The 12265-nt window shown below is 39.7% G+C and carries 11 protein-coding genes; 1 reads left to right on the top strand and 10 read right to left on the bottom strand.

Features of this window, described 5'->3' with window-relative positions:
* Positions 1–24: 24 nt before the first annotated feature.
* On the bottom strand, positions 25–1995 hold the full coding sequence (cooS, locus tag KKC46_10340; GenBank protein ID MBU1054215.1) for an anaerobic carbon-monoxide dehydrogenase catalytic subunit: 1971 nt from the start codon (positions 1993–1995) through the stop codon (positions 25–27).
* Between the two features lie 217 nt (positions 1996–2212).
* Between cooS and KKC46_10335 the strand changes: the two genes are divergently transcribed.
* Complete coding sequence (locus tag KKC46_10335) at positions 2213–2644, top strand: DUF255 domain-containing protein (GenBank protein ID MBU1054214.1); 432 nt, start codon at positions 2213–2215, stop codon at positions 2642–2644.
* Here the strand turns inward: KKC46_10335 and KKC46_10330 are convergent.
* The 9 genes from KKC46_10330 to KKC46_10290 all read right to left on the bottom strand — a co-directional run bounded on the left by KKC46_10330 (position 2573) and on the right by KKC46_10290 (position 12259).
* Positions 2573–2953 carry a hypothetical protein gene (locus KKC46_10330; protein MBU1054213.1) on the bottom strand — a complete coding sequence of 127 codons (381 nt, stop codon included), beginning with the start codon at positions 2951–2953 and terminating at the stop codon, positions 2573–2575. The genes KKC46_10335 and KKC46_10330 overlap by 72 nt on opposite strands.
* 270 nt (positions 2954–3223) lie before the next feature.
* Entirely contained in the window at positions 3224–5617 is a 2394-nt protein-coding gene (locus tag KKC46_10325) for a fused MFS/spermidine synthase (protein ID MBU1054212.1), read from the bottom strand.
* Between the two features lie 20 nt (positions 5618–5637).
* Positions 5638–6324, bottom strand: a complete 687-nt coding sequence (locus KKC46_10320; GenBank protein ID MBU1054211.1) for a fused MFS/spermidine synthase — start codon at positions 6322–6324, stop codon at positions 5638–5640.
* Positions 6281–6766 carry a hypothetical protein gene (locus KKC46_10315; GenBank protein MBU1054210.1) on the bottom strand — a complete coding sequence of 162 codons (486 nt, stop codon included), beginning with the start codon at positions 6764–6766 and terminating at the stop codon, positions 6281–6283. The genes KKC46_10320 and KKC46_10315 overlap by 44 nt, the downstream gene beginning before the upstream one ends.
* A gap of 17 nt (positions 6767–6783) precedes the next feature.
* Positions 6784–7971, bottom strand: a complete 1188-nt coding sequence (locus tag KKC46_10310; protein ID MBU1054209.1) for an MFS transporter — start codon at positions 7969–7971, stop codon at positions 6784–6786.
* Positions 7972–8109: 138 nt separating this feature from the next.
* Entirely contained in the window at positions 8110–9501 is a 1392-nt protein-coding gene (locus KKC46_10305) for an amino acid permease (GenBank protein ID MBU1054208.1), read from the bottom strand.
* 177 nt (positions 9502–9678) lie between these two features.
* Complete coding sequence (locus KKC46_10300; protein MBU1054207.1) at positions 9679–10521, bottom strand: tetrapyrrole methylase; 843 nt, start codon at positions 10519–10521, stop codon at positions 9679–9681.
* 27 nt (positions 10522–10548) lie between these two features.
* Entirely contained in the window at positions 10549–11364 is an 816-nt protein-coding gene (locus KKC46_10295; protein MBU1054206.1) for a DUF4198 domain-containing protein, read from the bottom strand.
* Positions 11365–11401: 37 nt separating this feature from the next.
* Positions 11402–12259, bottom strand: coding sequence for a tetrapyrrole methylase (locus KKC46_10290; GenBank protein ID MBU1054205.1), 858 nt, complete (start codon positions 12257–12259; stop codon positions 11402–11404).
* Between the last annotated feature and the right edge of the window lie 6 nt (positions 12260–12265).

Here is a 12265-nt window from a genome sequence, read left to right as displayed (position 1 = left end):
CCGGATCTTTTTTTGCTAAAAAGATTAAACTACCGACATTTCTCTTCTTGTCGCCATGTCAACTAATACTCGCTCCTTTCCTTTGTCAAGGCCAAGGGCTTTTCTTTTCTTGTCGATATGGGCTATCATCATTTTTGCCATTTCATAAGGATCAGCGTTATATCCCCATTTCCCGAATCCCTGCTGCTCTAGACCTTCAAAAAGAAGTTTGTGGAACTTGGTATCTTCTATTATCGGGAAAGTCACACCAAAGACCGTATATACGCCTGATGCTACAAAGTACTGTCCGATACAAATAGCCTTTTCACTCATCCATTCCGGAGCAGCGCCTGCTACCGGAAGATCGGCAATGCTGGTTCCCAGCCCACCTTCTTTAACCATCTGTGATGCGGCAATCAGAATACGGCTGTTATCAACACATGACCCCATCCCAAGAACCGGCGGCATACCGACTGCTTCACATACTTCTCTTAATCCTGGGCCGGCGAGGCAAGCTGCTTCAGGAGTGTAAAGTCCGGCTTTGGCAAGAGCAATCTGGGAGCAGCCTGTTTGAATTACAAGCACGTCATTTTTAATAAGTTCTTTCACAAGTTCAACATGAACCCAGTCCTGTTTTACCCTTGGGTTTGTACAGCCCACAACACCTGCTACTCCTCGTATTCTTCCATTGATTATATTATCATTTAAAGGTGTATAGCTCCCTCTGAAAGTTCCGCCCAGCATGTAATTGATATACTCATGTGAAAAACCGTGAATTCCGATATTTTTGATTTTTGGAATTTCAACAGGAAGACTACGGTTTTTAAACCTGGAGATAGCCTTAATTACTATTTCATCCGTGCATGAACTTGGATCATGTTCATTAAATTCAATATGCTGAGCGCCTTCTATATGGCAACGGGGATTGGTAGTAAAAAGATGGGTTTTGTAGCATTCGGCAACTTTTACAAGGCCTTGTTTTATGCATTGAATATCTACTGCCATAGCATCTACAGCACCTGTTACAAGGATAGCTTCAGTTGACATAAAATTACCTGCATGAGGAATTCCATGGCGGGAAAGCATTTCTGCTCCCGAACAGCACATACCTACAAGATTTATTCCTTTGGCACCTGCATCTTTTGCCGCCTGTATGAGCGATGGTTCATTGACCGATACAAGCATTGATTCAAAAAGATTGGGTTCATGACCATGAATAATTACATTAACCTCATTTTCCTTTAATACACCCATATTCACTTCGGCACTTACCGGTGTCGGGGTACCGAACAGAATATCACATATTTCAGTTGCAACCATAGATCCGCCCCAGCCATCAGCAAGAGCTGTTCTGCTGCATTGCTTTGTAATATTTTCGTAATGCTGGTCAACTCCCATGTGTGTCCTGTTCATAAGTTCCATGATTTCGCGCATTGCGCCTCTTGGAACAATGCCGTGTTTTCTCCATGTTTCGAGTGTTTTTTCAGGAACTCTTTTTGCAAAAGGAATTTCGCCTTCAACCTGGGTATATGTTTTTTCCAGTTCATGATACAGATCTAACGCAATGTCTTTTATTTCGCGTCCATCGACTTCAATCCCTATTGAACGTGCAACTTCTTCCAATTTATAAGGATCTTTGATTTTATACTCTGTATTCTTTCCGGTTACTACTTCTCTGAAAAGTTCAAGCATAGCCATACCATGATCATTATGACATGCAGATCCTGCCGCAACCATACGGGCAAAGTTTCTTGACATAATTGTATCGATAGTTGCACCGCATACACCTACTTTTCCATAAGGATCCTTTGAGCTAAGCCTGCATGGACCCATTGCACAATGTTTACAGCAAGCAGAATCTGCTCCTATAGGACATGCTTTCATGTTTAAAGCCCTGTCAAACGCAGTTTCAACACCATCCCTTCTGGCTTTTTCAAGCATCTGGGCTGTAGCATCACAAATTGTAAGATCTTTAATGTTTACTGATTTTTTTGAAGCGCTTTCTTCCTTTTCCATGTGCTCCTCCCTTCGTGGAAAGATTATATGTTATATTGAATTGAAATAAATTGGACAAAAAATATAATAGGAATTATTATTATTAAGAATAAGATTTTTAATATTATTGTCAAGTACAAGGTTTAATACACATAAAAATAATGGGGGATATAATGGTAAATAACAAAATATTTACAAATGAATCCAACAGGTTGATAAATAAAAAAGTCCTTATCTTTTGCAGCATGCCTATAATCCTGTTAACTGGTATCCGTGGGGAGGTGAGGCCATCAACAGAGCCGTCAAAGAGAATAAACCAATTATATTATCGATAGGTTATTCTACATGTCACTTGTGCCATGTAATGGAATATGAATCATTTACAAATAATAAAATTGCATCTGCTTATAAAATTACTGATATTATAACAAAGAATCTTTCTCATGAAAAGGTGTTTTCACCTTCAAAAAAAGATAAACAGAGTCATCTATACGATGCTTTCAAATATTATTCGTCTTCTTTTGATGATAAATATGGAGGTTTTGGAAAAGCTCCCAAGTTTCCTTCACCTTCAATATTCAAATTTCTTTTTGCCTGTTTAACTTATGCAAATATAATTGGGGATATAAGAACTTCTCCATTGCCCATACACTTCCGAAATCCAGTTTAAGAATGTTGTATCAGGCACATGCATTGATAAATCATCAGAACGCAGGTTCAGTTCTTCATCCAGATCAATCAATTCTTTTTCAACAACAAAACTGTAACTCTCGCCGGTAATTTGATCTGTGATATTTTTTTCCACCAGGCAAAGATATTCCAATTTAGCATCAAGATCAGCATTTGCTATAATTCGGTAAGCCCTGTTTTCGGTTACAAACGGACAGGTTTTGAACATTCCGCGCTCATTTAAATCGAATACACCGGGTATCCGGTGCTTCGGCTGGTAGATTACATAATAACCATCCGGAACAATCATTTTTATCTCCTCCTTTTTTTCAGATAAAATAAGGCCACGAATACCAAAGCTGAATGCTTTAAAAGGTCTTCGTGGCCTTTCAGGTTATATTAATTATTGGGTTATAGTATCTAAGTTTTTAAACAAATACTTGTCACAATTTCCGATAAGCTAATGCTTTATGTTCAACCGGCACGGGCTGCATCGCTTCAGCAATTTTTTAGGCAATCCCGGATACAAGTCTTCTTATCGGCTGGGTTATTATCAAAATCGGAACATCTTTTAAAATCCTCACTGTCTATAATTTCTTGTCCGTTCATTTTGATTTTCTACTAATGTATTTTTTTCCGAATCGATTTGCGCTGCTGCCAAAAAATGCTCCCCGGCCTTTTGCGGATCCCCAAGGTGTTTATAAGCAAGTGCTATATTATGATGAGCATCAGCATCCATTGGTTTTTGTGCAAGTACTTGTGAAAAAGATTCAACCGCTTTTTTGTAATTATGCCGGTAAAAGTGTACAAAGCCCAATTCAGTCAGGATTTCAGGATCATCGGGTTGAAGAGCCACAGCTTTAGACAGGCTTGAAACAGCACTTTTCAAGTCTCCTCTGCGAAGATCAATCATTCCCAGATATTTATAAGCTTGCGCCATTTTTGGCGACATCTCAAGAATACGAATAAAACACAGGGCTGCCTCATCCAGCTTTCCGCATTTTGCCAGAAGTAGCCCCAAGGCGGTGTGCCCTTTTTCATGCCATGGATCAAGACTAATCGTTGTGCGAAATTCATTTACTGCCTCATCTTCTTTGCCTGCAGCAATCAAAGCAAGTCCCAGATTATAATGATCAACCGTTCGTAACCCATTTGCCGAAGATCTCTGCCTGATCCTGTCGATTTGCAGTTTCGCGCAATTTCTTTTTAAGTCGGTATTATCGAATCTATTGTATGAAGGCACCTGCACCAGACTGCAATAACGCAACACAGCATTTTTATAACGGCCTTTTTGTTCCAAATTAAGATTCTGCCATTTTACCATATCAAAAGCCGGCACATTAGCCGACACAAAGAACTCATTCAGATCCAGCATGGTATCGTAATCAGAATTCGTTTCAAGCATTCTTAAGGTATCGGATGAAAGCCGGCGTTTGCCGGCAACAGCTTTATCTATGTTTAAACTGCCGCTGTATAGCTTCAAAGGTGCTGAGAATTCCAAGATCGGCCGGTTGTCTGCATGAACTGAACCGGGACCAAAAAGCGCCTGTAAGTCTTCGGTCAGTATTAAATGCACGAGAAATTTCAGTCCGGGAAATGTAACATATCCGGATTTTCCGGCATACCTGAGATTTTTCTGAGCAACCGGCCAGTCAAAGCCTTTTTCATCCATAAAACCCAAAAGCATATAATCCGCCGGGCCGATCTTGATAAGTGCGGCATTGGGAAATGCCTTAGCAAAAGTCCTTCCCAGCAAGCAAAAGGTATCCCAATCCATTTCATAAGACTGAATCCATTGGGCGAAAATACCTTTTTCGTTTAAGCGATTTCTGACCATCTGAAAGAATTCTGCCGTATAAAGACTTGCCAGACCTGCCATCCATGGATTAGACGGTTCGGAAATTATTACGTCATATTTTTCCCGTGTCAAGGCAAGATGATTACGACCATCCTGAATGATCAACCGTGTTCTGGGATCAGACAGGCAATCGTTATTCCATTCGGTGAAGTATAACCGGCAAGCCTTGACCACCTGCTCATTTATTTCCACAATATCGAGTTTTTCCACAGGATATAATAGTACTTCTCCGGAAGTCATTCCGCTTGCAAGCCCCAACACCATAACGTTTTTTGCATTTGAATGAAAAAGCATCGGTATATGTGCAGACAATGTCTGTGTAGATCTGTCACCATGGGAGGAAGCATCCGCTTTGCCGCTGTTGAACATGGCATATTCAACTGTTCCGATGCTTGTAATCTCTTTTTCTACCGTTGTAAATCCTCCTATCCCTTCGCCATAAAAAACCACATCTATACCTTCGCGCTGTTTGGATAAAAGGCCACATCCTTTCCACAAAGCCTCCATCCATCCAGTTCTGTCGAGTTCATGTTCAATGGTTCTGAAATCACGGTACCAACCCCTTGAGAGAAGATCTCCATGCCATGATGGGAAATAAAAGATAAGAAAAATACAGGAAACGACCAGTCCGATGCCGGCAACCGCTCTTTTGGTTAGTTTTAAACCGGATGTGGATGTAGTTAAAAGAGCAAGTACGGCTGTAACAAACTGGAACATGATAACAATCCGCAATCCGTTTTCCTTGCCTATGAGCGGAATCATCAGATATCCGGCAGCAATTGATCCAAGAATGGCACCTACCGTATTAAGTGCATAGGCAGTACCAAGGGATTTTCCCAGATCATTCATTGATCGGATATAAATGCGGTTTACAATAGGAAAAGCTCCGCCCATAAAAATGGTAGGTCCTATAAGGATTACAAAAATAACCACGGACTGTACTATTATCATGGTCGAATAACTGCTGTTAAAGGTATGGATGAGTTTGGCAAAAAGAAACTGGCTGTTGCCCAGAACCTGACTGACTATCAGTGCCATTACCGAAGCACAAAGCTGGGTGATCACCAGTAAAAGAAAAACACGTTTTGTTTTATCCGCTATTTGCCCGAAGATCATGCTGCCCAGCGCCAGGCCGATTATGAATGTAGATATAAAATGTTGATGGCGGCTCCAATACCAAGGCTTTGCCATACACCCAGGTTTTTAACCAGCACAAATCCGCACATAACGGAACCCAATGCGGCTCCAATTGTATTAAGTCCGTACAACCATCCTGTACGTCCGCCTATGTGACTTAAACGGCTTACATAAAACCGGCACAGCACAGGCAAAGTTGCTCCCATAAGACATGTAGGAACTATAAGAAGTACTGCACACCCTAAAAAAGAAATAGCCTGATAACACCAGAAATGGCTCACTAACGGGTCATAAATTATTCGATAAAGAGGCGTTACAGCCATAATCAGAAAAGAAAGAAGCAAAGCATAGATACCAACACAGATTTCAATCTTTCCGTAAAAAGCAAGAAGGGCATTCCTGGATTGGAAACGGTCCACGTATTTTCCCGCCAGATAACCGCCAAGAGCCAGACCGCCCATGAATATCGAAAGCACTGCAGCTACGGAAAACGGGGCGCTGCCGATAACCTTTTCTATCATGCGCACCCACAGTACTTCATAGATCAGCCCTGCAGCTCCTGACAAAAAAAAGCAACCGGAAATAAAAAGGGAAACAATAGTAAACCCGTTTTGTAACAGGTTATCGCTATTTGTTAAATTGTCAGGAAGCTTTTTGCCGTATTTCACGTTTCGCCTTCCATCCATACCACAATCCGAAAATACCGAAGATGATCGATAAACCCATAACTATTTTTTCCGCCCGTGTTATGCCGTAAGAAGCCGCCTGTGATTTCGTTTCGGAAGTCTTAGGCTTGTCATCATTATTGGCATCAATGCTTATATCCGAGATTAATGCTATACGGTGCCCCATACCATCCGTAACCACAATATCCCATTGGCCTTGTTTATCCGGGAAAAACATAAAATGACCGTTACGATCACAACGTCCGGTTTGAAATGCAATATCCGAATCAGCAGACCTGATCTCAACAGCCGCATAGCTCATAGGTTCTCCATCATCATACTCCGCAGTTACAAGATACCCATCGGAACGGGCGACATGGCCCAATGTTCCGTGTGAAAACCCTGATGTTACGCATAAAATCTGAATTACTATACAAGCTATAATTAAAATAAAAGGTTTCATTTTCCATATCCTTATTGTTAATAATTAATCAGGTTAACTCTGTGAGTATTTGCAGAACCTTCTAAAAATTTGAACCGATATGCAATCTTCATGGCAATTATTAGAGCGAATACTAATGGAACTGTAGATAAACCAAAAATCAAATGCAAGGGCATAAAGCTGCTCAAATATCCAAAAAGAGAAAGACTAAAAATTGATCCGGCACTTTCAGAAAAAGATATTAAAGATAAAATTGAGGCCCTGTTAGCATCAGATATTTTACGATTAAGTATCTTTGCCCTTATAGGACCTAAAATACCGAGAAATAATTGATAGGAACAAAAGAAGAACACAGAAATCAAAAAATTCTTATCAAGAACAGCAGACAATAAAAGTGTTATACCACATAGGCATATTGTAATCCAAAACAAATGTATGTCATTTATTTTTTGTAAAGTTTTACTTTTAACGAATAAATTTCCACACATATTAAAAAATATAAAACCTACCCATATCCACCCTAAGGATTTTATAGATTGAACAGTGTTATAGAAAAATGGCTGCCAATATACCAATGGAATGCTGCAAAATATAATAAAAAAAACGCCACTAATCATAAGCCAAAAAATATCTTTTTCTTTTTTCATAAAAGCAAAAGAGTTCTTCGCATCAAAAAGTAATATACGAATAATTGACTTCTCGCGTTTATTCATTTTATTTATATATTTTTCTTTCGTAATCATATCGTAAAAAATAAATAAAGTAGAAATTAAAACCAAGATTGCCGAAGCAATTACAAAAGGAATTCTTAACTCAATTGACCCAAGAAAAGCACCTAACCATCCACCAAGGACCTTGCTTGCTCCTGTAAGAAAAAATATATTTGAAAAAAAATTTGCCATATTATGTTTAATAGTACTATCCCTACTAAAAATCCATGCTTCAGCTGCACCGGAGTAGCATGTTGCCCCGACTGAGTGCATAATGGTAATAATGGAAAACAAGAATGGCCCGTAACAAAATATGGTAAGAAAGGCTGCAATGCCACGTACTATTAAAGAAACCGCTACAGACGTTCCGCTTCCCAATCTATCTGCAATTAGACCGGTAGGAAATTCAAACAATAAAATAGTGATTACACCAACGGTTCCCAAATAACCGACCCACTGGATAGAGATGCCTCTGCTCAGCAGATACATAGTTCCGTTAGACGCAGTCAGCGACATCGCAAAATATTGAAAGAATACCAAAATAATGTATATAATATGGCTATTAGAAACAGATTTAATATTAAATTTAATAAAGTTTTTATTTATTCGGTTTAGATACATTTAATATATAATTTAATGTTTAATAATCACTGCTTAAGACGCTAATACTTTGTCGTGCTTTTGTTTTACGGCAAAAAAAAGATAAACGATTATCCCAAGCCCGATTGTTCCAATCCCGAGCAATGCCGTCACCGGCCTGCTTTTTATTGAAAAGAAAATAATCCATAAATTTCCTGCAATAAAAATTAACGGTGTTACAGGATACCCGAAGGTCTTATAAATAATCCCGGATTCTAATCCTCTTGTTCTGATTTTCATCAACCCTATCACAGTGAGTGTGGCAAAAAGTGAAAGAGTAAAACCGATATAAAGAAGCAATGTTTCAAATGATGCGGACACAACCATAATAACGGCAATTGCGGCCTGTAGAAAAATGGAATATGCAGGGGTCTTATGAGCCGTATCCAGCCTGCTAAACACATTGAAGAAAATGCGATCTTTCGACATGGCATAGTAAATCCTTGGCCCGGTCATAATCATGGCACTAATAACGGAAAGAAGACCGATTGAAATAGCACCGCTAAAAACCCTGCTTATATTTTCCCCGAAAAGAAAAATCGCAGATTTTGCACCTATCTCCAATACTCCACCCATATCTTTTGGAGGCATTGCGTAAATATAGACGGCATTTAAAAGCAGATACAAAAAGATCACAATAAATGTGCCGATAAACAGGGAAAGAGGTATGTTTCTTTGCGGATTGGTTATCTCTCCACCAAGATATGCGGCTGCATTCCAGCCGCTGTATGCAAAAGACACAAAAATCAGCGATACTGCAAATTTCTCTGCCGGCAGTGTCTCAATTATAGTAGTTTCAAAAAAGTGGCCGATGGATCCCTTCCCCAGGAAAAATCCGGCCACTATAAATGAAATCACAAGGGTGATCTTAAGAATAGTCAGGGCGTTTTGAACCCGGCTACCCATGTGCAGGCTGTGATAATGGACAATGGAAAACAGGATGATGACAACTATGGCCACAAGACTTAAAGACGAGATCTTTATTACAGTGTACCCAAATATTGAAAGCGACAGTAGATTATATGCAGGGATGGAAAAAGCCTGAAACAAATAGGTGCCAAAGGCAATGGATGCCGCAGCAATGGGTGCCGAAAAGCCAACGATAAGAGAAATCCAGCCGGATAAAAATGCGACCGGCTTTCCGAAGCTTTCCTTTAAAAAGACATATTCGCCGCCTGCACGCGGAAACCGCGCGCCCAGCTCTCCATAGCATAATGCGCCGCACAGTGCGAACACTCCACCACATAGCCAGCAGAAAAGAAGTGCACGGGGATTGCCAAGTTCCGACATAATAAAGCCGGAAGTAGTAAAAATTCCGGTTCCTACAGTATTGGCGACTACCAGAATAGTGGCTGAGAACAACCCGATCTCTCTTTTCAGGCCATTTCCATTTAATGTATTTTTCATATTAATATTTACCGAATTTTTTAATCTACGAGCCACTTTCAAAACGTTTCAGTTTGGTCAAGCTCAAGGCGGGAGAAAATATCAACCGCAGGAATACATTGAGTATTTCGAGGATTGAAATTTGAGCCCAACGCAGAGATCGGCCAAAATGGGGCGTTTTGAAACTGGCTACTACTTCTACATCATGAAATCACCAATATAAACCAGATGCTCAAATGGAAATTTTTTATTTTGCGTTTTTTGCAAAATATTATCCAATCGGCCCCGGATGATATGTTCCTTTTCTTTATACCCGGCAAAGAAAACAATTGCGATGGGCGTTTCCGGTGGATATTGGGTTTTTAATTTCTCAACCAATGTTTCAAACCCGGTATGCATAGTAAAAATAATCATGGTTGGATGGTATATAGAAAGATTCTCTATTTCACGGTAAGTTGTAAGTATGGCAGAATGACTCTCTTTACCCGACATGATATCCTTGCCTATCGCTGCATTGGAAGCATTAAAACAACTCACACCCGGAATTACTTTCGGATTCAAATCTTGAAATTCCTCAAGATACCAGCGATAAGGTCCGCCATAGATCATAAGATCACCACTGCCAAGCACCGACACTTTTTTGCCAGCCTGATTTGCAGAGCGCATCTGCGAAATCAGTTTGTCACGGGAATCCTTACTCTTGATACATTTAGCTCTTTCTTTCGGATCTGCTATTTCTGTGCATATTTTCCTGTACGAACGCCAGCCGCTTTGCGACCCATCCAAAATTTCTTTTCCTTTAATGTATTCGGCAAATCTGTCCGTTTCTTCCTTACGGCAGACTATTACATCTGATGCCCTGATAGTATTGATGGCCCGCAAGGTGATAAGATCAGTATCACCTACTCCAATACTTACAAGGTATAGCTGATTTTTGGTTTGTTGCCCGGCAGGAGCCTGTTTGACAACAACCGATATGCATAAAACCATATAAACTATGGCAATAAAGATAATTTTTGTTTTCAAATTAGATGTGTACATTAAAACCTCCGCATAGGGTAAAATCCATTACTGAACCTGTAAAGTAAAAGTAATATTGTACATATATTCATCACAGATCTCTTTATCCGGATAAGAAGGCTTGTGTGAAAGAAGCACCATCCAGTAGCCAGGTTTATCCAATTGGATTTTTGCATCTCCCTTATCGTTTGTAACGGTTTCAACAGGAAAATGCCTCCTACTGCCTTGGTTGCCTTCTGTCGAAGGTTTGTGAGGAGCAATGTCTTCGTCTTGGAATCCGGCATAAGTAGCGTTAACCGATGTATTGGAAAGAGGCATTCCATCAAACAGTACCCTTACGTTTAGTTTATCTCCGCTTTTTATTTTTTCCGGATTATTAAGCGGAATCAATTCCAAAGTTTGACCTGCTACATGACTGAGATTTTTTTCATCGCCTCCTGCAATGATGACCGTCTTGGCTTCTATATGATAATTGGTACATTTAATACAATTGGCAACGGATTGTTTATCTCCCCATTTTCTGCCCTCGGTTGTCATCGAAAAATAACCGGGTTTGAGTTTGGCTGTTACCAGATAAGCTCCGGCCTTTTCAACTTTCAATTTATAAAGCGTAGCCGATACTTTTATCAAATTTGCTATGTTGCCATCAGGATCTATCACTTGAATTTCTTCCAGACGATCATCTTTCACCTCCTGTTCAACACGGCTTGCAGGATATTTATGGCCAAATCCGATTCCGATATCCACTGTTGTTCCGATCTCAGGATAGTTATTTCCGGGATTCAGCCAGAGATTATGGGCTTTCACGGAAGATACTAAAACAAACAGGAATATTACTGCTGTTATACAAAATATTTTTTTCATTCTATTATTCTCCTAAATAAATGGTTTGTTAATTTGTTTAGTTATAACGGTTAGCCAAAAAGTCACCCACATAAATCATATGCTCAAAAGGCAATTTGTCTTCGCCGATTTTATCTAAAATTGTGTCAAGAGTAGCATAAATGACTTTTTCTTTATCTTTATAACCGGCATAAAGCACAATTGCTATGGGAGTGTCGGACGGATAATGGGTTTTTAATTTTTTTATTACTTCCGGCAGATCCAAAAACATGGTAAAAAAAGCCATAGTCGCCTGATGTTCGGAAAGTTTTTCTATGCTGTCTGCTCCTGCATAATCTTCTTTTCCAAAAGATGCGGTTAAAATTACCGAGTGAGTTTTTATGCCGGATGTCACACCTTTTTTCAGTGCTGCATTGGCTGCATTAAAGCAACTGACACCGGGAATGATTTCAGGATCAAGGTCTTCAAATGCCTCAACATACCACATATTCGGCCCATAAATGGTAGGATCGCCACTGTCTAAAACGGATACAGTCTTTCCCTGCTTTACTGCATTTCTTATAATCTTTGTAATCTCTTCAAGTTGTTTAACCTTTTCTTCATAATTGAAGCGTTTGTTTTTCCTAACATCTTCCGCCTTTTTGCCGTATACGGCAAAAATACCAAAACCCGGATCATGTATTTCCTTGCCCTGCAAAAGTTCAGGAAATTTCTCTTTAACTCTTTCATGACAAAAAACAATATCCGATTTTTTGATTACTTTTACGGCACGCAGGGTAATATTATCTGCAGAACCATTGCCTACGCTTACCAGATAAAAATGTGCCTTGGTTGTCTGTCCGACCTCATCTGCGAACGCATCGCCTATCACAGCCATAAGTATAAACACACAAACGCAATAAATGATTTTTCTCATTTTTTT

This window comes from Pseudomonadota bacterium, assembly GCA_018817425.1.
Classification (GTDB): domain Bacteria; phylum Desulfobacterota; class Desulfobacteria; order Desulfobacterales; family RPRI01; genus RPRI01.
Note: the sequence above shows the minus strand (reverse complement) of the source record. Positions and strands in the feature narration are given on the sequence as shown.

Bases quoted from the DNA above. Each gene is read 5' to 3' on its own strand.
- cooS (MBU1054215.1), bottom strand. From the start codon at position 1,995: ATGGAAAAGGAAGAAAGCGCTTCAAAAAAATCAGTAAACATTAAAGAT.
- KKC46_10330 (MBU1054213.1), bottom strand. From the start codon at position 2,953: ATGATTGTTCCGGATGGTTATTATGTAATCTACCAGCCGAAGCACCGG.
- KKC46_10325 (MBU1054212.1), bottom strand. From the start codon at position 5,617: ATGATCTTCGGGCAAATAGCGGATAAAACAAAACGTGTTTTTCTTTTA.
- KKC46_10320 (MBU1054211.1), bottom strand. From the start codon at position 6,324: ATGGATGGAAGGCGAAACGTGAAATACGGCAAAAAGCTTCCTGACAAT.
- KKC46_10315 (MBU1054210.1), bottom strand. From the start codon at position 6,766: ATGAAACCTTTTATTTTAATTATAGCTTGTATAGTAATTCAGATTTTA.
- KKC46_10310 (MBU1054209.1), bottom strand. From the start codon at position 7,971: ATGTCGCTGACTGCGTCTAACGGAACTATGTATCTGCTGAGCAGAGGC.
- KKC46_10305 (MBU1054208.1), bottom strand. From the start codon at position 9,501: ATGAAAAATACATTAAATGGAAATGGCCTGAAAAGAGAGATCGGGTTG.
- KKC46_10300 (MBU1054207.1), bottom strand. From the start codon at position 10,521: ATGTACACATCTAATTTGAAAACAAAAATTATCTTTATTGCCATAGTT.
- KKC46_10295 (MBU1054206.1), bottom strand. From the start codon at position 11,364: ATGAAAAAAATATTTTGTATAACAGCAGTAATATTCCTGTTTGTTTTA.
- KKC46_10290 (MBU1054205.1), bottom strand. From the start codon at position 12,259: ATGAGAAAAATCATTTATTGCGTTTGTGTGTTTATACTTATGGCTGTG.